This is a genomic window from Methylobacterium sp. BE186, assembly GCF_031457035.1.
Taxonomy (GTDB): Bacteria; Pseudomonadota; Alphaproteobacteria; order Rhizobiales; family Beijerinckiaceae; genus Methylobacterium; species Methylobacterium segetis.
This window is the reverse complement of the sequence record NZ_JAVDVV010000001.1, coordinates 22,841-46,919: the sequence shown is the minus strand read 5'-3', so window position 1 is coordinate 46,919 and position 24,079 is coordinate 22,841. Positions and strand designations below refer to the sequence as shown.

The 24,079-nt window shown below is 70.8% G+C and carries 23 protein-coding genes and 1 pseudogene; 14 read left to right on the top strand and 10 right to left on the bottom strand.

The window, feature by feature from the left end; genetic code table 11:
• The first annotated feature begins 173 nt into the window (after window positions 1-173).
• From J2X36_RS00190 to J2X36_RS00180, 3 genes are all read left to right on the top strand, one after another.
• Window positions 174-329: a hypothetical protein gene (locus tag J2X36_RS00190; protein ID WP_165937907.1), complete on the top strand. Its 156-nt coding sequence runs from the start codon at window positions 174-176 to the stop codon at window positions 327-329.
• Window positions 326-658 carry a hypothetical protein gene (locus J2X36_RS00185; RefSeq protein ID WP_405029699.1) on the top strand — a complete coding sequence of 111 codons (333 nt, stop codon included), beginning with the start codon at window positions 326-328 and terminating at the stop codon, window positions 656-658. Before J2X36_RS00190 ends, J2X36_RS00185 begins: the two co-directional genes overlap by 4 nt.
• A gap of 158 nt (window positions 659-816) precedes the next feature.
• Window positions 817-984, top strand: a complete 168-nt coding sequence (locus tag J2X36_RS00180) for a hypothetical protein (protein WP_165937908.1) — start codon at window positions 817-819, stop codon at window positions 982-984.
• Between the two features lie 30 nt (window positions 985-1,014).
• Here J2X36_RS00180 and J2X36_RS00175 read toward each other — a convergent pair whose 3' ends face one another.
• On the bottom strand, window positions 1,015-1,836 hold the full coding sequence (locus J2X36_RS00175; RefSeq protein ID WP_132255189.1) for an FTR1 family protein: 822 nt from the start codon (window positions 1,834-1,836) through the stop codon (window positions 1,015-1,017).
• A gap of 381 nt (window positions 1,837-2,217) precedes the next feature.
• Between J2X36_RS00175 and J2X36_RS00170 the strand changes: the two genes are divergently transcribed.
• A complete protein-coding gene (locus tag J2X36_RS00170) occupies window positions 2,218-2,454 on the top strand; it encodes a hypothetical protein (RefSeq protein WP_245516628.1) in 237 nt (78 codons plus the stop codon).
• A gap of 207 nt (window positions 2,455-2,661) precedes the next feature.
• Window positions 2,662-3,117, top strand: a complete 456-nt coding sequence (locus J2X36_RS00165) for a hypothetical protein (RefSeq protein WP_310344527.1) — start codon at window positions 2,662-2,664, stop codon at window positions 3,115-3,117.
• Here J2X36_RS00165 and J2X36_RS00160 read toward each other — a convergent pair.
• Complete coding sequence (locus J2X36_RS00160) at window positions 3,071-3,502, bottom strand: hypothetical protein (protein ID WP_310344524.1); 432 nt, start codon at window positions 3,500-3,502, stop codon at window positions 3,071-3,073. The two genes, J2X36_RS00165 and J2X36_RS00160, sit on opposite strands and share 47 nt — an antisense overlap.
• 109 nt (window positions 3,503-3,611) lie before the next feature.
• Between J2X36_RS00160 and J2X36_RS00155 the strand changes: the two genes are divergently transcribed.
• Complete coding sequence (locus J2X36_RS00155; RefSeq protein WP_132255193.1) at window positions 3,612-4,508, top strand: diguanylate cyclase domain-containing protein; 897 nt, start codon at window positions 3,612-3,614, stop codon at window positions 4,506-4,508.
• Between the two features lie 121 nt (window positions 4,509-4,629).
• On the opposite strand, the gene J2X36_RS00150 is transcribed toward J2X36_RS00155, so the two are convergent.
• From J2X36_RS00150 to J2X36_RS00140, 3 genes are read right to left on the bottom strand one after another with little or no spacing between them, the layout of a single operon-like run.
• On the bottom strand, window positions 4,630-6,867 hold the full coding sequence (locus J2X36_RS00150; RefSeq protein ID WP_310344520.1) for a xanthine dehydrogenase family protein molybdopterin-binding subunit: 2,238 nt from the start codon (window positions 6,865-6,867) through the stop codon (window positions 4,630-4,632).
• 14 nt (window positions 6,868-6,881) lie between these two features.
• Entirely contained in the window at window positions 6,882-7,895 is a 1,014-nt protein-coding gene (locus J2X36_RS00145) for a xanthine dehydrogenase family protein subunit M (protein ID WP_310344517.1), read from the bottom strand.
• The gene (locus J2X36_RS00140) at window positions 7,892-8,410 is read right to left on the bottom strand and encodes a (2Fe-2S)-binding protein (RefSeq protein WP_132255196.1); all 519 of its coding nucleotides are present in this window, start codon (window positions 8,408-8,410) and stop codon (window positions 7,892-7,894) included. The genes J2X36_RS00145 and J2X36_RS00140 overlap by 4 nt, the downstream gene beginning before the upstream one ends.
• A gap of 300 nt (window positions 8,411-8,710) precedes the next feature.
• Here J2X36_RS00140 and J2X36_RS00135 point away from each other — a divergent pair, with 300 nt between their 5' ends.
• From J2X36_RS00135 to J2X36_RS00125, 3 genes are all read left to right on the top strand, one after another.
• A complete protein-coding gene (locus J2X36_RS00135; RefSeq protein ID WP_310344510.1) occupies window positions 8,711-10,102 on the top strand; it encodes a M20/M25/M40 family metallo-hydrolase in 1,392 nt (463 codons plus the stop codon).
• Window positions 10,103-10,310: 208 nt separating this feature from the next.
• Entirely contained in the window at window positions 10,311-12,524 is a 2,214-nt protein-coding gene (locus tag J2X36_RS00130) for a glycosyltransferase (RefSeq protein ID WP_132255198.1), read from the top strand.
• Window positions 12,525-12,694: 170 nt separating this feature from the next.
• The gene (locus J2X36_RS00125; protein ID WP_310344507.1) at window positions 12,695-13,738 is read left to right on the top strand and encodes a hypothetical protein; all 1,044 of its coding nucleotides are present in this window, start codon (window positions 12,695-12,697) and stop codon (window positions 13,736-13,738) included.
• 25 nt (window positions 13,739-13,763) lie between these two features.
• Here the strand turns inward: J2X36_RS00125 and J2X36_RS00120 are convergent, their stop codons facing one another.
• The 3 genes and pseudogenes from J2X36_RS00120 to J2X36_RS00110 all read right to left on the bottom strand — a co-directional run.
• Window positions 13,764-14,165 carry a DoxX family protein gene (locus J2X36_RS00120; RefSeq protein WP_132255200.1) on the bottom strand — a complete coding sequence of 134 codons (402 nt, stop codon included), beginning with the start codon at window positions 14,163-14,165 and terminating at the stop codon, window positions 13,764-13,766.
• A gap of 186 nt (window positions 14,166-14,351) precedes the next feature.
• The gene (locus J2X36_RS00115) at window positions 14,352-15,353 is read right to left on the bottom strand and encodes a hypothetical protein (RefSeq protein ID WP_310344500.1); all 1,002 of its coding nucleotides are present in this window, start codon (window positions 15,351-15,353) and stop codon (window positions 14,352-14,354) included.
• A gap of 178 nt (window positions 15,354-15,531) precedes the next feature.
• Window positions 15,532-15,708: pseudogene (locus tag J2X36_RS00110) on the bottom strand (cyanase); the annotation flags it as partial.
• A 456-nt stretch (window positions 15,709-16,164) separates the two neighbouring features.
• Between J2X36_RS00110 and J2X36_RS00105 the strand changes: the two are divergent.
• Entirely contained in the window at window positions 16,165-16,548 is a 384-nt protein-coding gene (locus tag J2X36_RS00105) for a DUF3307 domain-containing protein (protein WP_245516629.1), read from the top strand.
• A gap of 26 nt (window positions 16,549-16,574) precedes the next feature.
• Here the strand turns inward: J2X36_RS00105 and J2X36_RS00100 are convergent, their stop codons facing one another.
• A complete protein-coding gene (locus tag J2X36_RS00100; protein ID WP_132255203.1) occupies window positions 16,575-17,222 on the bottom strand; it encodes an RNase A-like domain-containing protein in 648 nt (215 codons plus the stop codon).
• Window positions 17,219-19,378, bottom strand: a complete 2,160-nt coding sequence (locus tag J2X36_RS00095; RefSeq protein WP_310344493.1) for an adenylate/guanylate cyclase domain-containing protein — start codon at window positions 19,376-19,378, stop codon at window positions 17,219-17,221. The genes J2X36_RS00100 and J2X36_RS00095 overlap by 4 nt, the downstream gene beginning before the upstream one ends.
• Window positions 19,379-19,545: 167 nt before the next feature.
• Here J2X36_RS00095 and J2X36_RS00090 point away from each other — a divergent pair, with 167 nt between their 5' ends.
• The 4 genes from J2X36_RS00090 (at window position 19,546) to J2X36_RS00075 (ending at window position 23,964) form a co-directional block, all read left to right on the top strand.
• Complete coding sequence (locus tag J2X36_RS00090) at window positions 19,546-20,805, top strand: EAL domain-containing protein (RefSeq protein ID WP_132255428.1); 1,260 nt, start codon at window positions 19,546-19,548, stop codon at window positions 20,803-20,805.
• 36 nt (window positions 20,806-20,841) lie between these two features.
• Complete coding sequence (locus tag J2X36_RS00085) at window positions 20,842-21,465, top strand: FecR family protein (protein ID WP_310344488.1); 624 nt, start codon at window positions 20,842-20,844, stop codon at window positions 21,463-21,465.
• A gap of 104 nt (window positions 21,466-21,569) precedes the next feature.
• Window positions 21,570-23,177, top strand: a complete 1,608-nt coding sequence (tsaE, locus tag J2X36_RS00080; RefSeq protein WP_405029698.1) for a tRNA (adenosine(37)-N6)-threonylcarbamoyltransferase complex ATPase subunit type 1 TsaE — start codon at window positions 21,570-21,572, stop codon at window positions 23,175-23,177.
• 37 nt (window positions 23,178-23,214) lie between these two features.
• Window positions 23,215-23,964: a nucleotidyltransferase family protein gene (locus tag J2X36_RS00075; RefSeq protein ID WP_310344486.1), complete on the top strand. Its 750-nt coding sequence runs from the start codon at window positions 23,215-23,217 to the stop codon at window positions 23,962-23,964.
• Window positions 23,965-24,079: the final 115 nt, after the last annotated feature.

Sequence of the window (24,079 nt, the reverse complement as noted above, 5' to 3'; positions counted from 1 at the left end):
CGGAAATCTCGCGGTTTTGCGTTTCATGGAATGGATCCAGATTGAAGCGACTGTAAACTACGCGCATTGTCAAAATTACATGCTTTCTAATCTTTCGTGGATCGCTTGATTACTCGTGCGAACACTGTTCCTTTGCAGCCGGCGGCGTTGCGACGCCCGCGGAGGAGAGCAGGATGGCACGGGCCCTGAACCTGATACGAGGCTGCGCGCGGCTCGCGTGGTGGGACGGCTCCTGCCTCGACATGCGGCTGCATCGCCTCACGGACCTGATCGACTTCGTCGCCACGAGCCCCACCCCGGCTCCCCTGCGCCGGGAGGTTCGCCGGTGACGGTCGTGCAGAGGGAGGCCGCGCCCTGCTGCGCGGAGGAGGAGCGGCGGCTGGCCAAGCTCGAGCAGGCGCTGCTGCGCACCTTCTGGCAGAGTCTCGGCAACGACCCGCTGCCGCCGATGGCGGCGCTCGAGGCGGCGGCGCGGGTGGTGGGCACCCTCTACGCGCAGGTGGCCCGCGCCCACGAGGAGCCGAACGGCTGCCGCTGCGGCTGGGAGCCCGATGCCGACAGCGACCTGATCGTGCTGGAGGCGAATCTCGCCGCGGCACTCCTCGCGCCCGAGCGGGTGCCGGACCTCGCGCGGATGCCGGCGGCGGGACGCGCCTGACCCGATCCGCCGCTCGCCCCGGGGATCCCCGCCGCGCGCCTTGGCGGGGATCGCCGCTCGCTCATCGGCGGCCGGCCGGAGCGGCGAGCGCTACACGATTTGCTCATTCCTTCCGGGGATGATGGGGCGGTTCCAGGACCGCACCCGGGAGACCTCGGATGGACGGCTTCTATCGCGGCGTCGAGGCGTCGCTCCTCGCCCTCAGCCTCGCCCTCGGCATCGGCGCCTTCGCCGTTCAGCCCCGCGAGCGGCCGCCCGAGCCGGCGTCCCTCTCCGTCACGCTGCCGATGCTCTCCGTCACGGCGGGCGGCGCGCTCCTGCACTGAGGGCGCGCCGTCCGGCGTCAGGACGGGGTTCTACGCCGCCTTGGCCTGTGCCGCCTTGGCCTCCGGCGCCCGGTCCGGCTTGCGGAGCGAGAGCAGCGTCAGGCAGAGGATGGCCGCGACGATGAGGGCGCCCTGCACGCCGAGCGCTTCCCAGCTGCCGTTGAAGCCGAGATTGGTCACGAGTTCCGGCACGCCGTCATTGTGCACGGACACGATCGTCTGCTCCTGCATCTCCTGAAGGGCCTGCCCGACGAGCCGCAGGCCCATCACGAACAGGAAGGCCGAGGTGATCAGGAACATCGGCCGCAGGGGCAGGCGCAGCGCCAGCCATTGCATGGCGACGAACATCGCGGCGAGGGCGAGGGCCGCCACGGCAAGGCCGCCGAGCAGCGAGCCGTCGAAGCCGTTCGCCGTCCGCGCCAGCGCGTGCAGGAACAGCACGGTCTCGGCGCCCTCGCGGAAGACGGCGAGGAAGGCGATGCCCGCGAGCGACAGGACGGTGCCCGCACCGAGCGCCCGCTGGGCCATCCGGTTCAGGTCGGCCTGCCAAGCCCGCGGATCCTGGCGCAGGAACAGCCAGCCGCTCATGTAGAACATCAGCGCCGCGGCGAGCAGCATGACGCCCGCCTCCACGAGGTCGTTGTGGTTGCCGTCGAAGTAGGTCTCGAAGACCCAGGCCATCGCGAGGCTCGCCAGCGCCGCCGCGCCCGCGCCGGCATAGAGCGGAGTGATCTTCTCGGGCGCGCCGGCGCGCCGCAGGAAGGCGGCGAGCGCCGCGATCACCAGAAGCGCCTCCAGACCCTCGCGGAACAGGATCGTGAAGGCCTGAACGAACGTCGATCCGTCCGCCATGATGGAGCTCCAGTTTAGAAGTGTTCGAATGACATGCGGCCGAGCGAGATCTGCCGCCTCAAAGATTAGAAGTGTTCTTAAAAAGGACCTCGCGTGCACCAGATCTCGGGAAGATCGAGGATCTGCTTTGCGCGCCCTGCCTATAACCGCCGGCCGCCCGCGGCAAGACGTCGGCGCGCGGCGCAGGCGCGCGGCCCTCGGACCCGGCCCCGGGCCGGCCGAATCGTTTTTCATCACGTGCGCGTGAATGAAAGCCGGGAAGGTCTGCAACCGAACCGGCCGGTCGCGAATTACCGCACCAGAGTCGCAGCGGTACATCGCTGTACAATCCCTAAAAGCAGGACACGTCGGCGTCGGCGTGCGGGCAGGACGATGAGTCTGATGAAACCGGCGGCTGTCTCGGTCGCTCTCCTTCTTCTCGCCGGCGGTTCGGCCGCGCTCGCCGCGCCGGGCGCGGACCGCAGCCCGACCCGTGTCGCCGATGCGAGCCAGACCGTGCGCCCGGTGGCCTCCGTCACCGAGGCCGAGGACGACACGGCCAATTGCAGCCGTTCCCGCCGCCGCCTCTGGGTCGAGGGCGAGGGCTGGATCGTGCGGCGCGTCACGACCTGCCGCTGATCCGACAAGGGGGACGAACCCGCCGCTTCCCCGCACATGCCGAACCCCGCGTCGCCGCGGGGTTTTTGCTGACCTCGCGGGGCGTGCCGTGATCCCCTCGCGGGGCGTGCCTACGCACTCTGCGCGGCTGGCTCGGCGGGGTTTGCGGAACGAGGCTGCACCTCGACGGTTTCCCGGATTCCCGTCGTCGCGTTGGAGTGCCGCCGCATGCCCGAGGTCCGTTCCCTCCGTTCCCTCGTGGCCCTCGGCCTCGCCCTCGCGACCGGCCCGGCCCTCGCGGACCCCTACGGCGACCGGAACGGCGTCGTCCTCGGCTATGGTGGCGGTTACGGCTACGCGGACGGTCTGATCGGCGGCTCTTATATCGGCGCGCCCTTCACCCGGGTGCCGCGGCCGAGCCAGATCGTGCCGGCCCCCTGGACCTACGGCACCTACGGCGTGCCGACCTTCTCCGGCAAGCGCCAGGCGCCCGTCGGGGAGCCCACGGTCTACGTGATCGACGCGCCCGCCGCTCGGACCCGCGCGCCGGGCAAGGCGCGCATCCTCTCCCGTGGACGGGACGGGGAATGGTCTCGGTTCGAGGCCGCGCCGGCCTCGGCGGGCGGAGCCCGCGTGATCACCGTCTCCGTGCCCCGCTCCGGCCCGCAGGCCGCTCGCCGCTGACGGGCGCCGCCCCGGCGGCTTCGAGGCCCGCATACCACGCGGCATAGCCGGTGTTGCGCGCGAGGCGCCGGTTCTCGTCCGGCGCCCCGTCCTCCCACCAGACCGGCCCGCGCTCCCCCAGCCCGACCTTCGCGGCATCGACGGCGGCCCGCGCCTCGGCGAGCCGTGCCGCCGCATCGGCCTCGCCCCGGCGCCCGGCTTCCTGCGCCTCCCGGACGGCCCGGCGCCCTGCCATCAGCGCCCGGACGAGCACGCCGCGGCGCTCCTCGCCGAGGGCCGGGTTCGCGCGGCGCCAGAGGCGGCCGCGCACCACGATGTAGCGGCCGTCCGGCGTGACGGGCGGGGCATCCGCCCTGTCGGAGGATCGCGGTTCGGGCTCGGTCACGGCCACACTCGGTAGTTGCGAAAATCGTCCCGGCACATCCGGTCTTCGCGACAAATTAAGACTTCAGACCCAGGATCGCGAGGTTCGCGGGTAACGAGTTTGGCCTCCCATGCATATCGTCATCGTCGACTCGAGCCGCGTGGTGCTGAAGATTGTCGCCGGCCTGCTCGAGCCGCGCGGCCACCGGGTCGATGCCTTCACGGATTCTCAGGAGGCCCTGGATTTCCTCACCCAGACCGCCTCGGTCCGGGTGCTGATCACGAGCCTGGAGGTGCGGCCTCTCAGCGGATTGGAGCTGTGCTGGTCCGCCCGCCTCCTCGCGGAGGCCCGCCGCCCCCTCTATGTCGTCACGATGTCCTCCGCCCGGAACGCCCGCAACCTCGCCGAGGCCCTCGACAGCGGCGCCGACGACTTCATCGAGAAGCCTCCGGGCGCCGAGGAGCTGCACGCGCGCCTGCGCGCCGCCGAGCGGCTGACCACCCTGCAGGACGAGCTGATCCGCCTCGCGGAGACGGACCCGCTGACCGGCCTCCTCAATCGGCGGGCCTTCTTCGCCCGGATGGAAGCCGCGGCCGACCGGGTCGGCAATCACGGCCGGATGGCCGCCATCCTCGTCGACATCGACCATTTCAAGCGCATCAACGACGAGCACGGCCACGATGTCGGCGACGCCGCGATCCAGGCCGTCGCCCGCCTGATCGGCGCGGAGGGCATCGTCGGCCGGCTCGGCGGCGAGGAATTTGCCGTCGCCCTGCCCCACCGCTCCCTGGAGGAGGGGGAGGCCCATGCCGGCCGCCTGCGCCTCCTCGCGCGGGACCTGCGCATCCGCGGCAGCCGCGGGCCGGTGCGACTCACCTGCAGCTTCGGCGTCAGCGGCTGGAGCGAGGGCGAGACGGTGGCGGGCCTGCTGAAGCGCGCCGACATCGCCCTCTACGAGGCGAAATCCTCCGGCCGCGACCGCGTCGTCTCCGCCGAGACCGAGATCGTCCTCGCCCGCGCCGGCTGAGCCCGGCCGGGTTGGAAGGCCCCGCCGGGGATTGAAGGCCCCGCCGGGGTTCGAAGGCCCCCGGGGGATTGAAGGCCCCGCCCGGCCGCCGGCTGGCGCGGTCCCGGCGGAGGAGCCGGCTTCAGCCGATGATCTTGTCGATCGTGATCGGCAATTCGCGGATGCGCTTGCCGGTGGCGTGGAACACGGCGTTGGCCACCGCCGCCATCGTGCCGACGATGCCGATCTCGCCGAGCCCCTTCACGCCCATCGGGTTCGCCCTGTCGACCTCGTCGACGAAGATCACGTCGATGTCGTAGATGTCGGCGTGGACCGGCACATGGTACTCGCCGAGATTGTGGTTCATGACCCGGCCGAGGCGGTGGTCGAGCATCGCCTCCTCCTCCAGCGCGCCGCCGATCCCCATCACCACGCCGCCGAGGATCTGGCTGCGGGCGGTCTTCGGGTTGATGACCTTGCCCGCCGCGATGGCGCTGACCACGCGGGTGACGCGCACCTGGCCCAACTCCTCGTCGATTTTCACCTCGGCGAATATCGCCGAGTGCGTGTAGGCCGAGAATTCCTTCTGGTGGCTCGAATCCGGGCCGGCCGACTCGGTCGCTTCGACCCTGTCGACGCCGCCGGCCTTCATCGCCTCGGCGAGCGAGACGCTGCGGGAGGGGTCGTCGGCCACGGCGATGCGGCCGTCCCTGAACACGACGCGGTCGAAATCGACGTTGGCGAGCGGCGAGTGATCCATCCGGCGCGCCATCGTGAAGACCTGGTTCGCGATGGTGCGGCAGGCCTTCATCACGGCGGTGCCCGAGGAGGCGGCCGTCCACGAGCCGCCCGCCACGGGTGCCTCGGCGAGCGCCGTGTCGCCGAGCTTCGTCGTCACGTCCTCCATGCGCAGGCCCAGCGCGTCGGCCGCGATCTGGGTCAGGATCGTGTAGGTGCCGGTGCCGATGTCGCCGGTGGAGTTCCCGACCACGAGCTTGCCGTCGGCGGTCAGGGTTGCCTGCGCGCTCGATTGCTGCATCAGCGATTCCCAGACGCCCGTCGCCATGCCCCAGCCGACGAGTTCCTTGCCCTCCCGCATGGAGCGGGGCTCAGGCGTGCGCTTGCTCCACCCGAAGCGCTCGGCGCCCTCCGCGAAACAGGCCCGCAATTCCTTCGAGCCGAAGGGCTTGTCCTCCGTCTGGTCCCGCTCGCTGTAGTTCTTGAGCCGCAGGGCGATCGGGTCCTGCCCGGTCGCGTAGGCGAGCTCGTCCATCGCGGTCTCGAGGGCGAAGACGCCGGTCACCGCGCCCGGCGCCCGCATGTCGCCGGGGGTCGGCAGGTCGAGATGGGTGAGCTTGTAGGTGAGCGCGACGTTCTCGCACCGGTAGAGGATCGCCGACCAGTTGACGACGACCTCCTGGTAATCCTCGTAGCGCGAGGTGCCCGAGACCGCATCGTGCCGCAGGGCCTGCAGGGCGCCATCCGGGCCGGCGCCGAGCGAGACGGTCTGCAGCACGTCGGGACGGTGCGTGAAGGTGAACATCTGATCGCGGGTCAGCGTCACCCGCACGGAGCGCTCGAGCTCGCGCGCGGCCATCACGGCGAGGAAGAGCTGGTATTGCGGGCGCAGCCCCGAGCCGAAGCCGCCGCCGAGATAGGGGTTGAGCACCCGCACCTCGTCCTTCTTCAGGCCGAACACGCCGGTGAGGTAGCCCTGGCTGTTCGAGACGCCCTGGATCTTGTCGTAGACGGTGAGGCGCCCGTCGCCCTCCCAGATCACGGTCGAGGCGTGGGGCTCCATCGGGTTGTGGAACTCGATGGCGTGGCGGTACTCCTGCTGCACCTTGACCGGGGCGCCGTCGAAGGCGGCATCCGCGTCCCCCCACGGCTTCGGCGGCGGCTTGATGCCGGCCCGCTTCATCGGCGGGGTGTAGGAGAGGTCGCGCTTGCGCGCCACGTCGGTCTCGGGCTCCTCCGCCTCGTAGGAGAGCTTGACGAGGGAGGCGGCGTAGCGCGCCGTCTCGAAATCCTCTGCCACGACGAGGGCGACCGGCTGGCCGCTGAAATGGATCTTGTCGTCGTAGAGGGCGCGGAACGGCGAGCCGGGCGGGGCGACCGCGTCCTGGTAATTGTAGTCGAGCCAGGCCGTGCGCGGCCGGTTCTCGTGGGTGAGCACCTTGATCACGCCGGGCACGGCCTCGGCCTCCGCGGTGTCGATGACCGCGATCTTCCCGCGGGTGATCCCGGACGAGACCACGTAGCCATGGGCGAGATCGCGCGCTTCGAACTCGCCGGCGTACTTCGCCTGGCCGGTGACCTTGGCGGGTCCGTCGACGCGGCTGCGGGCGGTGCCGAAATAGGGTTCGGGGCTGCTGGCCATGGATTCTCTCGGATTCAGGCGATGCGCTTGTCGGTCTGCGACTGGGGCGTGCCGGCGGCGGCCTGCTCCAGGGCGCGCACGATGGCGCGGCGGGCGAGTTCGACCTTGAAGCCGTTCTCGGATTGGGGTGTCGCCTCCGAGACGACCCGGTCCGCGGCCGCCGCGAAGGTCTCGCGGGTGGCGGGCTTGCCGAGGAGCAGCCCCTCGGCCTCCGCGTTGCGCCAGGGCTTGTGGGCGACGCCGCCGAGGGCGAAGCGGGCGGCCTTGATGGTCTGCCCGTCGAGCTCCATCACCGCGGCGACCGAGACCAGGGCGAAGGCGTAGGACAGGCGGTCCCTCAGCTTGAGGTAGGTGTAATGTCCGGCAAATCCCTCCGCCGGCAGGTCGACGGAGAGGACGATCTCGTCGGCGCTCAGCGTGGTGTCGCGCTCCGGCTCGTCGCCCGGCAGGCGGTGGAACTCGGCGAGCGGGATGGTGCGCTCGCCCGACGGCCCGGCGACCCGCACCGTGGCCTCCAGCGCCGCCAGCGCCACGCACATGTCGGAGGGGTGCGTCGCGATGCACTTGTCGCTCGTGCCGAAGATCGCGTGGATGCGGTTGACGCCGCCGATGGCGCCGCAGCCGGAGCCCGGCAGGCGTTTGTTGCAGGGCGTGCCCTCGTCGTAGAAATAGTAGCAGCGGGTCCGCTGCAGCAGGTTGCCGCCGGTGGTCGCGGCGTTGCGCAACTGCCCCGTGGCGCCGGCGAGGATCGCGCTCGACAGGACCGGGTAGCGGTCCTTCACCCGCTCGTCGTAGGCCACCGCCGCGTTCGTCGCGAGGGCGCCGATGCGCAAGGCTCCGTCGCGCTCCTCGATCTGGTCGAGGGGCAGCCGCGTGATGTCGACGAGGCGGCCCGGCCGCTCGACATTGTACTTCATCAGGTCGACGAGGTTGGTGCCGCCGGCGATGAAGCGGGCGTTGGCCCCCGACGCGACCGCCTGCACGGCCTCCTCGACCGTGCCGGCGCGGACGTAATCGAAGCGGTTCATCCCTGGGCTCCCGACTGGATCACGTCCTCGATGGCGTCGACGATGTTGGTGTAGGCGCCGCAGCGGCAGATGTTGCCGCTCATCGCCTCGCGGATCTCGTCGCGGGTCCGGGCGTGGCCCTCGGCGAGCACGCCGGCGGCCGAGCAGAGCTGGCCCGGGGTGCAGTAGCCGCACTGGAAGGCGTCGTGCTCGACGAACGCCTCCTGCAGCGGATGCAGCCCGTTGCCGCCGGACAGCTTGGCGAGGCCCTCGACGGTCGTGATCTCGGCCCCGTCCTTCATCACGGCGAGCGCGAGGCAGGAATTGACCCTGGTCCCGTTCACCAGCACCGTGCAGGCGCCGCACTGGCCGTGGTCGCAGCCCTTCTTGGTGCCGGTGAGGTCGAGCTGCTCACGCAGCAGGTCGAGGAGGGTGGTCCAGGGCGCGACCTGGAGCCGGCGCGCCTCTCCGTTGATGGTGAGGCCGATCTCGACCTTCGTGTCGGCGGCTATGGGCGAACCGCTTTCGATGAGCATGGAATGTCCCACATGGCTTGAGGCCGGCCGCGCCGGATTGCGGGCCGGTCGGAATTCGAGAGCCGCGCGCCGCACCGGGCGGCGAAGCTGGGGCCGCGGCGGCGCGCGAAGGCGCGCCCTGCCCGAGGCCACTCGATAACCGTTCCAAGGTGACCCTGTTCCCAGGTCGTACTGCGGCGTGGCTGCAACGTCCGGTTATTGACGGGGGCGATTCCGTTTCCCGCCGGGCTCGGCTAACGCTAGGCCCGATCCCAGTCTCGACCGGATTGCGGCATGGGAACCCCGACGAAGGAAGGACCGATGGCTGCGCTCGACCCGATCCTCAACGATATCGACCGCGACCTCGACAACGCGCTCGATCGCCTGTTCGAGTTCCTGCGGATCCCCTCGATCTCGACGGACCCGGCCTATGCGGGCGAGTGCCGCCGGGCCGCGCAATGGCTCGCCGGCACGCTCGACGCCCTCGGCTTCGAGACCACGATCGGCGAGACCTCCCTGCACCCGGTCGTGTTCGCCCACGCGCCGAAACCCGGCGCCCCGCACGTCCTGTTCTACGGCCATTACGACGTGCAGCCGGTCGATCCCCTCGATCTCTGGGAGACGCCGCCCTTCGAGCCGCGGATCGCCGAGGGGCCCGATGGGGCCAAGCGCATCGTCGCCCGCGGCGCCTCCGACGACAAGGGACAGGTGATGACCTTCGTCGAGGCCTGCCGGGCCTGGAAGGCGATGGCGGGCGAGCTGCCCTGCGGCGTCACCATCTTGGTCGAGGGCGCCGAGGAGAACGGCTCGCAGGGCCTGCCCGAATGGGTCGCGGCGAACCGCGACAGGCTCGGCGCCGACATCGTCCTCGTCTGCGACACCAGCATGTGGAACGCGGGAACGCCCGCCATCACCACCTCCCTGCGCGGCCTCGCCTATTTCGAGGTCAAGGTGCGCTGCGCCGACCGCGACCTGCACTCGGGCTTCTTCGGGGGCGCGGCGGCCAACCCCATCCACGTGCTCGCCCGCATCATCGCGGGGCTCCACGACGCGGATGGGCGCATCACCCTGCCGGGCTTCTACGAGGGCGTGCGCGAGACGCCGCCCGAGATCCTGGAGCAGTGGCGCGGCCTCGATCTCAGCCCGGACAAGTTCCTCGGGCCGATCGGCCTGAAGGAGCCCGCCGGCGAGCGCGGGCGGATGCTGATCGAGCAGATCCAGTCGCGGCCCGCCTGCGACGTCAACGGCATCATCGGCGGCTATACGGGGGAGGGGACGAAGACCGTGATCGCCGGCGAGGCGAGCGCCAAGGTCTCCTTCCGCCTCGTCGACGACCAGGACCCGGAGGCGCTGGCCAGGACCTTCGAGGCCTACGTGCGCGAGCGGGTGCCCGCCGACTGCTCGGTCGAGGTGATCTGCTACAAGGGCTCGCGGGCGATCAGCCTGCCCTTCGACATGCCGGAGCTGGAGACGGCCCGGACCGCGCTCGAGGCCGAGTGGGGCGTGGCCCCCGTGACGGTCGGGGCGGGCGGCTCGATCCCGATCGTCGGCGACTTCAAGCGGATCCTCGACCGCAACACCCTGCTGATCGGCTTCGGCCTCGACGACGACCGCATCCACTCGCCGAACGAGAAGTACGAGCTCCGGAGCTTCCACAAGGGCACCCGCTCCTGGGCCCGCATCCTGGCGGCCCTCGGCGCCGACAGCAGCTGAGACGGGGGCTCTTGCGTTCCGTGAGGGGCCTCTTGCGTCCCGTGCCGGGTCCAGTGCAAGAAGCCGTCTCTTGCCTGCGCGCGGCGCAGGCTGCCTCGGGCGCCCTCCGGGCGTCCGACGATCGCCTGCCGGCCCTGCATCCCGCCGGTCGGGCTCGGGTCACGCCGGACCGTAAAGGCATTCGGGCCCCGAAGGAGATGCCGAACCCGTGACTCGACGGTGGAAGACGAACTGGCGGCAACTCGCCGACATCTGGGACACGCTGCGCTTCACGCTGCTGCCGCGCTGGATCCGGACAGCCACCTTCCAGAAGCGCCGGACCGTCGGCCATTTCGATGGAATCTTCGGGAACGTCGCGCTCGGCTGGGTCTGGAACCCGAAGCTCCCCGACACGCCGGCCGCGGTCGAATTTCTCGTCAACGGCCGCGTCATCCACACCGCCACGGCCGAGATCTTCCGCCCCGACATCGCCGCGGCGGGCCACGGCAGCGGCGTCGCCGGCTTCATCGCCGAGCTTCCCATCGCCAAGCTGAAGGGGGTCCGGCGCCTGCGGGCGCGGCTTGCCGGCACGTGGCACGAGCTCGGCGGTTCGCCCAAGCGCCTCGACCCGGCGACGAACAGCGACCTGCCCCGCTGGCTGGAGAGGCGCGACCGCGTCACCGGACGCTTCCGCGAGCGCCTCGGCGAGCGCCTCGCCCGCACCGTGGCGGGGCGGCGCCTGTCGATCATCGTCCCCGTCTACAACACGCCGCCCGACTGGCTGTCCGAATGCCTGTCGAGCGTGGTCGCGCAATGGTGCCCGAACTGGGAGCTGATCTGCGTCGATGACTGCTCCGCGAACCCGGAGACGCGGCGGGTCTTGGACTCCTTCGCCGGCGCGCACGCCAACATCCGAGTGCTGCGCAACGCCGAGAACCTTGGCATTGCCCGGGCGACGAATGTTGGCATCCGCGCGGCCACGGGCACGCACATCACGTTCCTCGACCACGACGATTGCCTGGAGCCCGACGCGGTCTTCCATCTCCTCAACGCCGCCCGAACCGGGGCCGAGCTGATCTGCGCCGACGAGATCGTGGCAGGCGAGTCCCTGTCGGCGATCCGCAACCCGCAGCTCCGCCCGGCCTTCAGCTGGGACTATTACATCAATCACCCCTACGTCGTTCACCCGATCTGCGTCGAAACCGACCTCGCCCGCGCGATCGGCGGCTGGGATGAGGGGATGACGATCTCGGGTGACGTCGATTTCGTGCTGCGGGCGATCGAGCGGGCGCGGTCCGTGGCCCATGTGCCGGCGCTCCTCTACCGCTGGCGAACCCACAGCGCGAGCGCCGGCCACGCCCTGATGGATCGGGTGACGGAGGCCACGACCGGGGCCCTCAACCGCCATCTCTCCCGCGTCTGCCCGGGCGCCCACGCGGTGCCGACCGAATTGTTCAACCACTACGAGGCGCGCTTCCCCGATCCGGGCGGGAATACCCTCGTCATCATCCCCACGAAGAACCGCGCCAACCTGCTCGCGCAGTGCATCGACTCCCTGGAGCGGACGACCCAGCCTGGGGAGCTCGAGATTCTGGTGATTGACCACGAATCCGACGACCCGAAGACGATCCGCTACCTCGAGGCCAACGCACACCGCTTCACCACCTTCCGCTACAGCGGGTCCTTCAACTACGCCCGCATGAACAACCGTGCCGTGGCGTTCTACGAGGAACGCCACGGCGCCCTGCCGCCCTTCCTGCTGTTCTCCAACAACGACATCGAGGCGCGGGAGGCGGGCTGGCTCGGCCGGATGCGCTCGTTGGCGGGGCGCCCCGACGTCGGCGCGGTCGGCGCGACGCTGCTCTACCCGAACGACACGGTGCAGCACGCGGGCGTGGTGCTGGGCCTGCACGGGCGGCCGGCCGACCATGCCCACAGGTCCGCCCCCTTCCGAAACCGCGATGGCAGGCGCAACGCAGGCCCGATGGGGATGCTCGTGAGCACGCGCGAATACTCCGCCGTCACCGCCGCCTTCCTGATGATGCGCGCGGAGGTTTTCGGCCGGGTCGGCGGCTTCGACGAGGGCTTCACGGTCGGCTTCAACGACACCGATCTCAGCCTGCGCGTCGGGCAGGCTGGCCTCAAGGTCCTGAACGACGCGGCGTCCGTGCTCTACCACCACGAATCCGCCACGCGTCGGGCGGCCGGCGGCGTGGACCACCCGGAGGACGACCGGCGCTTCCACGAGCGCTGGGCCGGTCTCCTCGCCGAGGGCGACCGCTTCTACAACCCGCTCCTCGGCTCACATGGGCCGATGGACCATCGGCCGAAGCGGTTCTCGGTCAACTTCCCGAAGGCTCGCGTCCGGCCGGGGCTCGGACGGGTGGAGGCCGGCCGCGCGCCGGCGACCCCGGCGCGGTCGGCGCCGGCCAGCACGAGCTGACCGCTTTGCCCCCCGGTTCCGTGACCCGAGCGCCGGCTGCATCCGCGGCACGGGCGTGCGACAAGCCCGCCGGTCGTCCCGCCGCTCCGGCGCGGAACGGAGTCCGCTGCGGCTGCCCACGGACGGCCGGGCCCCTGCCCGAGCGTCCATCGGCGCAACGGTGAGAGGAAATGCGCTTCTTCATCGATCACGACAGAGGTGATTCCATCCGAGGCTGGGTCGTCCCCGACCATCCGACCGCCATCAGCCGCGTCGTCGTCAGCGTCGAGGGTCAGCGGGTGGCGGAGGTGTCCGCAACCTTGTTCGACGAGAACTTCCGCAAGTTCGGTTGGCACGCGACCGGACAATGCACCTTCATGATCACCGAGGCCGAGGTCCCGGGCCTCGCCGGCTTCCCGCGGCTCGAAATCTACGACACCGAAACCAACGTGCTCGTTCATCGGCGCGTCCCGGAGGACACGACGGTCGCGCACCGGCTGCTGCTCATCAACACGAGCATCATCCCGGAGACCGTCATCCAGTCCCTGCTGTTCCGGCATTTCCGGCAGAGCTATTTCGGGCTCGAAAAGCTCAGCGACGACATGCTGCAATCCGTCTGCGGCAACCCGGCCCTGGTCTCGTGCTGCGTCTCGGGTGGGCTGCTGGTCCAGCGCTACGAGCCGTATTTCCCATCCGAGCGCTGGCTGACCGCCGTCCTCGTTCACGATCCCTACGTGGAGATGGCGGCACGTCTCACCTGGCTCGGGGAGCGCGCCGCGCTCGCCGCCGACCCGGCCCAGAACTGGCGCCTCGGACGCCTCGTCGACGCGGCGTCCTTCGTGGGCGAGCAGGACATGTCCACGTCGCGCGGTCTCAAGCGCCTGTTCCAGACGATGCCGGAGACGGTCTACAAGCTCCTGTACAACCCCTTCACACGCCAGTTCGGCACGTCGCTGCCCGATATCGAGCTTCGGCCGAGCCACTCGATCGCGGCGATCGAGACCCTGGCGCATATCGGGCTCGTCGGCCACCGCGACCATTACGAGGCGTTCATGGCGAGCCTCCTCGACCGGCTCGGGATCGAGGAGTCGGCGCCGCAGGCTCATCCCGTCCCAGCCGCCGTGCTCGACCTTGCCGACCGGTTGAGGAAGTTGTCGAGCCTCGAAGAGATGATCGTCTTCGACGTCGCGATCTCGGACGCCGTGCGCAGCGCCGTCGCCAAGAATTGGCGCTGACGGATCGGGGCGCGAGAGCCGGCTCTCAGGACCGGCGCCGGCCCTCATCGAGGCTGAAGGCACCGGGGCCTGCGGCGGCGAGGTAGAGGAAGACGAAGCAGAACAGGATCGCGGCGTCGCCCCCGTTCAGGGCCGGAAAGACGTTCTTCGGCGCGTGGAACATGAAGTAAGCCACCGCCATCTCGCCGCTGAGGAGGAAGGCGACGGGGCGCGTGAAGAGCCCGAGCACGATGAGCGCGCCACCGACAAGTTCGAGCATTCCGCCGACACCGAACAGCGAGAGTAGCTCCGGCGCAGGGTTGGTCCGCGGCGGGATGCCGAGAAGTTTCTGGGAGCCGTGGGCGAGGAACAGGAGCCCCGCCATGATCCGGAGAGCGGCGAGCGCGTAGGGCGCGTATCCGGAGAGTCGGGTGGTGAGGGCGGCCATGCGGAACGTCGTCTTGAGATGGGAAGAGGACCGACATCGCGGCCCCGTTCGGACCGCGATGTCAAGCAAGGGCTGCCCTGGACCGTGCGGCGACGCACAGGTACCCGGCCTCTGGAGTCCCGCACCCGCCGTGTTCCGGCAGCGGGTCCAGGCCGCGGCGCACCGTAGGTCCGAGATCGAAGGTCCCTAATGCCCCCGGCCATGGATGGCGTTCACGCCCGCCCGGATCGTATCGAGGTTCCCCACGATCGTGTGGGCAGTCAGCTCCACCCCTGCGCCTGGTTTCAGCTCGGTCAGGGTCTGATCGACGAGGGACAGGTTGTTCGTGCCCTGCGTCGGGAAGCTCTGTGCCGCGAAGTTCGGGCATTGGTCCGTCTGGTCCGGCAGCGCCATCGGGAACTTGTGGGTGCCGCAGCGCTGATCGAGCGTCCAGCGGCCATAGAGCGCGACCCCCCAGCCGAGGTCGGATCGCATCCAGGCCATGGCGCGGAAGCGATAGAGGGACGGAGCGTAGGTGGCTGCGGCGGACACGTTCGACGAGAGGTCGGTCCAGGCCGTGCCGTCCATCGACAGGCCGTAGAGCTTGCTGAGGACTTGTCTGTCGAAATAGGCCGCTGGAACGAACGGGACGGGCGTCGGCCGCGAGAGGCCGTCGAAGACGGCATGCATGAAGGCGAGGTTCGACGGCCGCGCATCGGCCCTGTCCCGGTGGACTTGGTACCGCATCCGGATCACTTCCTGCGCGTCGAGGTAGGGCAGGGGGCCGACGGTGTGGTGCCCCTCGATGCGCAGGCCCGACGTCGTGCCCCGCCCCGCCCACTCGCGGGGATAGCTGCCGACGCTCACGCTGCGGCCCGACGTGCCGAGCGCGTAGACCTGCGAGGGCACGCCGCACTCGTCGCCCGCCTCCTGGGGGTTCAACCAGGGCGGAGCCTTGGTTTCGCAGGTCTTCGCCTGGGGCGGGAGCGAGGTGGAATCGAAGAAGAGGGAGGCCTGGATCTCGCGCCCGAGATCGGCGGTGTTGATGGTTTCAACGCCCAGGATCCGGAGGGAGTCGATGCTCCCGCCGCGCGAGCCGCTGACAGTGAGGGACACGACGCCGTTGCTGGCCGTCTGGCAGAGGGCCGGGACGGGGCCGAGGAGGGCCAGAACGACGGCTGTCAGGGAGAGGATGCTGAGACGGGACACGATCCCTCCGGAACGATGTGGGCACCGTGCCGTGTGGCAGTTCGGGCGCAGGCTTACAATCGGGATCCGAGTAGGAGCATGATCCCGATCGTAAGCCTGATCCGCCCATCGAGGCGATCTCGTCGGCTGGGCCGCATCCTCTCACGCCGAAAGGGTCTCCGCCTCGGCCTGGAAGCCTTTAGCCCTCGTTGAAGCCGTATTCGGGCACGTCCTCCTCGTTGCCGTAGTCCTTGTAGGGTAGGAACTTGCCCGAAAGGTTCATCTTGACGCGGTCGCCGCTGCTGTTGGGCTCGCGCTCCATCGTCCTGGTGAAGTCGATCACCCACATGATGCCGTCGCCGATCTCCTCCTGGATGCACGTCCAGGTCGAGCGCTTCTCGCGCTTGATGTCGAGGAGCTTCTCGGCGAGGTCGCCGCGCTTCGTGGAGTTTCAGGTGGCGGTGATGGCTCTAAACCTCGCCCCGCGAGGCCAGGAGGATGACGGCGTCTTGTCGGGGCCGTGGCGGAAGGCTCATCGCCGGCCGCTCCCAAGGATCGCATCTCCCAAGGATCGCATCTCCCAAGGATCGCATCTCCCAAGGATCGCATCTCTCAAGGCTCGCACGAGTAAGCGGCGTGCCATCTGGGCGGCCCCGCGACAGCCCTCGGACGAAAGCCGATCAGGCCCGCCCCGTCGGCCCCACCCCGCCGGCATCGCAGGGCCGCGAGGCGGCGTTGGCCGGTTGCGCGCAAGGGGGTTAATGAAAAACGAACGCGTTTCGCCTAGGGCCGATCTGTGAGGCGCGGAGAGCGCGCGGCATGCGGGGGGCTGATGGCGCTGGTTCCGGTCTGGACGATGGCGGTGCTCGCGGGCACCATGATCGTCAAGCACTACGTCGCCGACTTCGTGCTCCAGACGGACTGGATGGCGCGCGGCAAGGAGCAGGAGCGCGGCTGGCTCCTGCCGCTGACGGCGCACGTGGCCTGCCACGCCCTCGCGACGCTCTGCGTGGCCCTCGTCGTGGCGCCGCGCCTCTGGTGGCTCGCCCTCGTCGATTTCGCGATCCATTTCTGCGTCGACCGCACCAAGAGCGTGATCTCCCGGCGCACCCGCTGGAATCCGGGCCAGGTCCAGTTCTGGTGGCTCCTGGGCTTCGACCAGATGCTGCACGCGCTCACGGATCTCGGGCTGGCGGCGTCGTTCCTGAGCCTGTGACGGAGGCGGGGCCGTGGGCGGCGGCGCTACGTGTTGCCCCGGATCGGATTGAGCCTGAGGCTGTTGGGCGGCCGAGGATAGAAGGTCTTGACGTAGAACTGGTCGCCGGTCTGCCCGTCGAGCCGGAAGAGCACCAGAGTCATATGGTTGCAGTAGAATTCCCTCACGCCGCCGCCGAGGGCGAAACGCGCCTTGAAGGCCTCGTCGGTCCTGATGTCGCTGAAGCTGGCCGAGCCGTTCCTGTTCAGCGTGCTGATGACTTTGTCGGCGTTCTTGAAGGTTTGTGAGGCGGCCCGGGCGGCTTCCCCCTCGGTCGTGAAGGTCGACACGTACTGGATGCCGCCGTCCCTCGCCCCGTCGCCCGCGAACAGCCGCTGCATCAGCTGATCGTTCGACAGGCCGATATGGCGCGTGCAGGGATGCCCGCCGTGCTTCTCGGACTCCTTCATCAGGGCAAGTGCGCGGACGGGAGTGATCGTATGGCCCATGCCGGTCTCGACGTTGATTCGCGTCCGATGCAGTCCTCGCGAGATGAGCAGCCCGCGCGCATGCAGGCAACCGGTGCCGGTGCTGAGAAGCCTCGCGGATCCACGGGATCGATCGGCAATCGAGGCTCGGGATCGCGACGGGACCTGGACGAATCCTTCGCGAATGTCGAAGCGCGGCGCGCTCACGCGGCGATCCGCGTCGAATACTCGCCCGCCCGCAGGCGGCGGGCGTGGAGGGCGACGACGGGATCGTCCGGCCGGCTCTCGTGGAGGGCGATGAGGTCGGCCGCCGCCGCCTCGCCCCGGCCGAGGCCCGCATAGGCCGCGAGGTAGCGCTGCGTGAACGGGTCGGCCGCGGCCTCCGCGGTGATCGGATCGTAGACCTCGACGGGCCGGGCCTTGCCGCGCAGGGAGAGGGTGCCGATCGGCCGGAAGGGGATGTCCCGGCAGAGGGCGGCCGTGGTGCCCGCCACGCAGATGCGGGTGCCGAGCGCCTTGTTGGCGGCCTCCAGCCGGGCCGCCGTGTTGATGGCGTCGCCGTGGGCCGTGTAGTCGAAGCGGCGGGTGCCCCCGAAATTGCCGACCACCGCCGGTCCCGTGTTCACGCCGATCCGCGTCGTGCCGAAGGGGATGCCCTCGGCCCGGCGCGCCGCCGCGAAGGCGGTGGCGAAGGCGTCCATCGCGAGGGCGCAGGTCACGGCCCGGGCGGCGTGGTCGGCCTGGTCGAGGGGCGCGTTGAACATCACGTGCACCGCATCGCCGACGATCTTGTCGACGGTGCCGCCATGCTCCATCGCGACCCCGCAGAGGCCGTCGAGATAGGCGTTGAGCAGGGCAACCAAGGCCTCGGCGCCCCGCGTCTCGGTCATCGCGGTGAAGCCCTCGAGATCGGTGAACAGGAAGGTCATCTCCCGCGTCTCGCCGCCGAGCTTCAGCCGCTCGGGCTCGCGGGCGAGCGCCGCCACGAGATCCGGCGAGAGATAGTGGGTGAAGGCCGTCCTGAGGCGCGTGGCGTCCCGCTCGACGAGGAGGTGGCGCGTCAGCGTGGTGGCGCCGAAGCCGGCGAGGATCGCGCCCACGGGGAGGCTCGGGTCGAGGAGAAGCCGCTCGCGGGTGAAGGCGAACCAGGCGAAGGCTGCCGCGAGGCCGAGGGCGGCGAGCGCCGCCCCGCCCGCGAGGCGCAAGGGGGCGCGGGCGGCGAGCGTGACGACGAGAAGGGCGATCAGCCCGGCGGCGAGGCACTCGGCGCCCGCGGCCCAGAGGGGGCGCTCGAGGACGTGGCCCGCGAGCATCTGCTCGATCACCTCCCCGTGGATGGCGACGCCGGGCTCGAAGGCGTTGAGCGGCGTCGCGCGCAGGTCCGAGAGGCCGAGGGCGCTCGTTCCCACGAGCACGACCTTGCCGGCGACGTCGCGGCCGAGATCCGCGTCCACGGCCGGCTCCAGCAGGCGCCAGGCCGGGATGGCGTTCCGTGCCAGGGCTCCGCTGTGATGCACGCGGAAGGTCCCTTCCGCGTCGAGGGGCACGTCGAGGGCGCCGACGCGCAGGAGGTAGCCGGTGACGGGGCCGTCGGCGCCCGCGCGCTCCGTGCGCACGAGGAGCGTGTCCGCGCCCTGCGCGACCCGGAGGGCCTCCACCGCGAGTGCCGGCACGAGGCTGTCGCCGCGGGCGCTGAGAAGCGGCACCCGCCGCACGATCTCGTCCGACCCGGCCTTGAGCGAGAAGCTGCCGCGCCCGGCCGCCGCCGCGTCGAGGAGGGGCAGGTTCGGCACGGCCCCGGCGAAGCGGACGACCGTCGCCGCGGGATCGCCGCCGATCAGGGCGAAGCCCGGCGCCTCCGGCATCCGCGCGCCGTTGTCCTGCGGGAGCAGCCCGTAGCCGAGGACGACGCGGCCGCGGGCGATCGTCTCGGCGAGCAGCCGGTCGTTGTCCGGCAGGGCGTCCGTGCCGGTCTCGACACGCCAGCCGCGGGCCTCGCGCCATTCCTGCGCGAGGCGGGCGGGCGAGGTCCGGTCGGGCTCGGCGAAGACGGTGTCGAGGGCGATGGCCGCCGGTCCCTGCTCCTGGAGGGCCGCGACGAGCCGGGCGACGACCGAGCGCGGCCAGGGCCATTGCCCCACGCGGCGCAGGGATTCCTCGTCGATGTCGACGATCCGCACGAGCGAGTCCGGCCCGCCGCCCGCGCGAGGGGCGGCCCGCTGACCGGCGTCGAACAGGGCGAGGCGTGCCCGCTCGAACGGCTCCGGCACCGTGAGACGGGCCCCCATCAGGGCCGCCACCGCCGCGAGGCCGGCCAGGGCCGGCGCGAGCCGCCGCATGAGGGCACGGCAAGGATTTCGCATGGATTCAGCTTCAAATTGTATTTGTCCCGCCCGTCATTCTGCGCGCGAGAACGGATGAATTCGTGAATCCGCAGGATCCGCCGCAGACCTCGTGAAGCCCTTTGAGGTTTGTTTAACGCCTGCGTGCCATCAGGACCTCATCGCCCGTGCCGCGGTCGAGGGACCCCATGCACGACCCCTACGCCCACATCACGCTGCCCGCCGGCACGATCCTGTTCGAGGAAGGGGAGCCGGGCGCCTACGCGTACCTGATCACGAGCGGCCGCATCGAGATCTTCCTGAGGCGCGACGGGCGCGAGATCCCGCTCGCGGTGCGGGGGGCGGGCGAGATCTTCGGCGAGATGGCGATCCTCGATTCCGACCCGCGCTCGGCCTCCGCCCGCGCACTGGAGGATTGCCTCCTCGTGCCCGTGAGCGAGGCGCAGATCCGCCACCGCCTCTCCGAGACCGACCCGATCCTGCGCCTCTGCCTCGGCGTCGTGATGGCCCGCTACCGCGAGACCGCCTCCCTCCTCAAGGAGAAGGGCGTCGTCGCCCGCCGGGACGCGCCGCCCGCCGGTCCCTCGCCGTCCGCGCAGGCCGATTTCGACGCGGCGATCTCCGCCGTGGTGCTGGAGCGCGAGCTGCGCCGCGCCCTCGACCGGCGGGAATTCGAGCTGTTCTTCCAGCCGATCGTCCGCCTGGGCGGCGAGCAGCTTGCCGGCTTCGAGGCGCTGATCCGCTGGCGGCATCCCGAGCGCGGCCTCGTGCCGCCCGCAGCCTTCATCCCGGTCGCCGAGGAGAGCGGGCTCATCGTCGACGTGACGGACTGGGTCGTCGCGGAGGTCGGCCGGGTGATGCCGGAGATCATGCTGGCCGGCCTGCAGAACGTCGCCGCGGTGGACGGCTCCCTGTTCGTCAGCGTGAACGTCTCTGGCCACGATCTCGCCCGTGCGAGCTTCCCCGGCATGATCTGCGAGATGCTGCGCACGACCGGCATCGCGCCGGGCAGCCTCAAGCTCGAGATCACCGAGAGCACCCTGATGCGGGACCCGGGGAGCGCCGCCGACGCGCTGACCCTCTGCCGCGCGAGCGGGATGGGCATCGCCATCGACGATTTCGGCACCGGCTACTCGTCGCTGAGCTATCTCAGCACGCTGCCGATCACGACCCTCAAGGTCGACCGGGCCTTCGTGCGGGCGATGCTCTCCGAGCCGCGCGACCGCAAGATCGTCCAGACCATCCTGCGGCTCGCCGACGAGATCGGCATCCCGGTCGTCGCGGAGGGCATCGAGGAGCGGGAGGAGGCGGTCGCGCTCGCCGCGATGGGATGCGCCTACGGCCAGGGCTACCTGTTCGGCCGGCCCGTGCCGCTGCCCGAGACGCTCGCCCTGATCCGCTCATGGAACGGGATGGAGCCCGTCGCCCACCGCCTTCCGGCGGCCTGACGCCGCCCCACCCACAGTGAACCGAAGGGGACCATCGTGCTTCGCCTCCCGTCGTTGACCCTGTTCGTCGCCCTCGCCGCCGGGAGCGCCGCGGCTGCCCCCGCGCAGGTCGGCCGGGTCGACAAGGTCGAGCAGCAGGCGGTCGCCGTCCTCGACGGCCAGCCCCGCGACATGACCCTCGGCGGGCCGGTCTACTTCAACGACATGATCCGCACGGGCGGCGCATCCCGCCTCGAATCGCAGCTCGCGGACGGGACCAAGGTCACGCTCGGCGAACACGCCAAGATCACGATCGACGCCTTCGTCTATCGGCCGGGCCAGCCCGGGGGCCGGCTCGACCTCAACGTGGTGCGGGGCGCCTTCCTGTTCGTCGGCGGCAAGATCGAGGGGCCGACCGGCGGCAACGTCGCGATCAGGACCGCGGTGGGCACGCTCGGCGTGCGCGGCACCACGGTCTGGGGCGGGGCGATCGACGGCGGCTACGGCGTCCTCGTCCTCGACGGAATCGTCACCCTCAGGACCGGGCGCGGCAGCGTCACCCTGCGCAAGGGGCAGGGCACCATGGTCTATGCGGGCCGGCCCCCGCAGGCCGCCGCGCCCTGGCCGGAGGACCGCACGAAGCGCGCGGTCGCGACGATCAGCTTCCAGCCCGCCCGCTGAAGCCGGCTTAAGCCGGCGCGCGATTTTGGTTAAGGATCCTCCGCTAAGAACGGTTGCATCCGCGTTCTCCTCACGGGGAACGCCCGCTGCAGGGTTCGGAGGACATGGCGGTGAGTGAGGACGGTCCGGACATCCCAGCGCGCGACGCGCACGGCGCCGCGTCCGCCGAGGCTGGCCCGCCGCCCTGGGTGATCGTGCTTCCCGAGGAGGGCGCGACGGAGGATCTCGGCCGCTTCCTCGCCGAGCTACTCCGGCCCGGCGACCTCGTGGCGCTCTCCGGCGGCCTCGGCGGCGGCAAGACCACGCTCGCCCGCGCGCTGATCCGCGAATTGACCGGCGAGCCCGACCTCGACGTGCCGAGCCCCACCTTCACCCTGGTCCAGCCCTACGAGGGAAGGCGCGGGCAGGCCATCGTGCACGCCGACCTCTACCGCCTGCGCGGACCGGACGAGCTCGTCGAGCTCGGCTTCGACGAGCTGACCGAGGGCGCGATCACCCTCGTCGAGTGGCCGGAGCGCCTGCCGGCCCGCGAGGGCCCGGTCCTCACGGTCGACCTGGCGCTGCGGCGCGAATTCGGCGAGGGCTCGCGCTTCGCCAGCATCGACGGCAGCGGCGGCATGCGCGCCCGCCTCGACCGGGCGCGGGCCCTGCGCGGCCTCCTCGTGCGGGCGGGCTGGGACGAGGCCGAGCGGATCCCGATGCAGGGCGACGCCTCCAGCCGCGCCTACGAGCGCCTGCGGAAGGCCGACGGCGCGACCGCGATCCTCGTGATCTCGCCGCCCCGGGCCGACGGGCCGCCGGTGCGCGACGGCAAGCCCTACAGCGCCATCGTGAAGCTCGCCGAGAGCGTGCACGCCTTCGTCGCCGTCGACCGCGGCCTGCGGGCGCTCGGCTTCTCCGCGCCCCGGATCTTCGGCGAGGATCTCGGCGCGGGCCTGCTGATCCTGGAGGATCTCGGCGCCGAGCCCGTCGTCGACGCGAGCGGGCCGCGGCCCGAGCGCTACGCGGAGGCCGTGCGGGTGCTCGCCAAGCTCCACGCCATGGAGCTGCCGAACGTGCTGCCGGTGGCGGAGGGCATCGACCACGTCCTGCCGCCCTACGATTCCGAGGCGCTGCTGTTCGAGGCCGAATTGCTGCCCGAATGGTACGCGCCCGCGATCCGCGGCGTGACCCTCGCGCCCGCGGCCCGGGACGACTTCCTCGCCCTCTGGGCCGAGGCCCTGCGCGGCGCGATTCCCGAGCGCCCGACCTGGACGCTTCGCGACTATCACTCGCCGAACCTGATCTGGCTGCCCGAGCGCGAGGGGCTGGAGCGCGTCGGCCTGATCGACTTCCAGGACGCCGTGCTCGGCCACCCGGCCTACGACGTCGCCTCGCTCCTGCAGGATGCCCGCGTCGACGCGAGCGCCGAGTTCGAATTGCGGCTGCTCGGCCTCTACGTGCGCGAGCGGCGCGCCCGCGAGCCCGATTTCGACATGCAGGGCTTCGCCCGCGCCTACGCGCTGCTCGCCGCGCAGCGCGCCACCAAGATCCTCGGCATCTTCGCCCGCCTCGACCGGCGCGACGGCAAGTCGGGCTATCTCGCTCACCTGCCGCGCATCGAGGGCTATCTCGCCCGAAACCTCGCCCACCCGGCGCTCGCGCGCCTGCGCCTGTGGCACGAGGAGCACCTGCCCGGTCTCGCCGCCCTGGTGGCGAGGCCCGAGGCTTGAACCCCACCCCGCACCGACCGGTCCCGCGAGCCCCAGCATGAGCGCGCACGTCACGAACCCGCCCGCCATCACCTGCGCCTTCGTCCTCGCGGCCGGGCTCGGCAAGCGGATGCGGCCGGTCACGGCGACGCTGCCGAAACCCCTCGTCGAGGTCGCCGGCAAGGCGCTCCTCGACCACGCCCTCGACCGGGCGGCGGAAGGGGGCATCACGCGGGCGATCGTCAACGTCCACTGGCTCGCCGACCTGATCGAGGCGCATCTCGCCCGGCGCGAGGGCCTGCCGAGGATCGCGGTCTCGGACGAGCGTGCCGCGCTCCTCGAGACCGGCGGCGGGGTGAGGAAGGCGCTCGACCTCGTCGGGCCCGACCCCTTCGTGGTCTTCAACTCGGATTCCTTCTGGCTCGAAGGGCCGGAGCCGAACCTCGCGCGCCTCGTCGCCCAATGGGACCCGGCCGCGATGGACATCCTGCTCCTCGTCGCGCCGACCGCGACGAGCCTCGGCTACGAGGGGACGGGCGACTTCGTGATGGACCCGGACGGGCGCTTGGAGCGGCGCGGCGAGCGCAAGGTCGCGCCCTTCATCTACGCGGGCGTCGCGATCCTGAAGCCGGAGCTCTTCGCGGACACGCCGGAGGGCTCGTTCTCCCTCAACCTGCTGTTCGACCGCGCCATCGCCCGCGAGCGCCTCTACGGCCTGCGTCTCGACGGCCAGTGGCTCCATGTCGGCACGCCCGAGGCGATCGCGGCCGCGGAGGAGCGGGTGCGGGCCAGCGCACAGGTGCCGTGAGGCCGCGCTTCATTGCGGAACGAAGGGCGAACGAGTACGTGTCATCCGTCCTCGGCGACAAGTGGCGATGGCGATCGGGAGGCGGGGCGACGACGTGATGCTGGCCGGCAGGTTT

Bases quoted from the DNA above. Each gene is read 5' to 3' on its own strand.
- J2X36_RS00190 (WP_165937907.1), top strand. From the start codon at position 174: ATGGCACGGGCCCTGAACCTGATACGAGGCTGCGCGCGGCTCGCGTGG.
- J2X36_RS00180 (WP_165937908.1), top strand. From the start codon at position 817: ATGGACGGCTTCTATCGCGGCGTCGAGGCGTCGCTCCTCGCCCTCAGC.
- J2X36_RS00175 (WP_132255189.1), bottom strand. From the start codon at position 1,836: ATGGCGGACGGATCGACGTTCGTTCAGGCCTTCACGATCCTGTTCCGC.
- J2X36_RS00170 (WP_245516628.1), top strand. From the start codon at position 2,218: ATGAAACCGGCGGCTGTCTCGGTCGCTCTCCTTCTTCTCGCCGGCGGT.
- J2X36_RS00165 (WP_310344527.1), top strand. From the start codon at position 2,662: ATGCCCGAGGTCCGTTCCCTCCGTTCCCTCGTGGCCCTCGGCCTCGCC.
- J2X36_RS00155 (WP_132255193.1), top strand. From the start codon at position 3,612: ATGCATATCGTCATCGTCGACTCGAGCCGCGTGGTGCTGAAGATTGTC.
- J2X36_RS00150 (WP_310344520.1), bottom strand. From the start codon at position 6,867: ATGGCCAGCAGCCCCGAACCCTATTTCGGCACCGCCCGCAGCCGCGTC.
- J2X36_RS00145 (WP_310344517.1), bottom strand. From the start codon at position 7,895: ATGAACCGCTTCGATTACGTCCGCGCCGGCACGGTCGAGGAGGCCGTG.
- J2X36_RS00140 (WP_132255196.1), bottom strand. From the start codon at position 8,410: ATGCTCATCGAAAGCGGTTCGCCCATAGCCGCCGACACGAAGGTCGAG.
- J2X36_RS00135 (WP_310344510.1), top strand. From the start codon at position 8,711: ATGGCTGCGCTCGACCCGATCCTCAACGATATCGACCGCGACCTCGAC.
- J2X36_RS00125 (WP_310344507.1), top strand. From the start codon at position 12,695: ATGCGCTTCTTCATCGATCACGACAGAGGTGATTCCATCCGAGGCTGG.
- J2X36_RS00120 (WP_132255200.1), bottom strand. From the start codon at position 14,165: ATGGCCGCCCTCACCACCCGACTCTCCGGATACGCGCCCTACGCGCTC.
- J2X36_RS00105 (WP_245516629.1), top strand. From the start codon at position 16,165: ATGGCGCTGGTTCCGGTCTGGACGATGGCGGTGCTCGCGGGCACCATG.
- J2X36_RS00095 (WP_310344493.1), bottom strand. From the start codon at position 19,378: ATGCGAAATCCTTGCCGTGCCCTCATGCGGCGGCTCGCGCCGGCCCTG.
- J2X36_RS00090 (WP_132255428.1), top strand. From the start codon at position 19,546: ATGCACGACCCCTACGCCCACATCACGCTGCCCGCCGGCACGATCCTG.
- tsaE (WP_405029698.1), top strand. From the start codon at position 21,570: ATGGCGGTGAGTGAGGACGGTCCGGACATCCCAGCGCGCGACGCGCAC.
- J2X36_RS00075 (WP_310344486.1), top strand. From the start codon at position 23,215: ATGAGCGCGCACGTCACGAACCCGCCCGCCATCACCTGCGCCTTCGTC.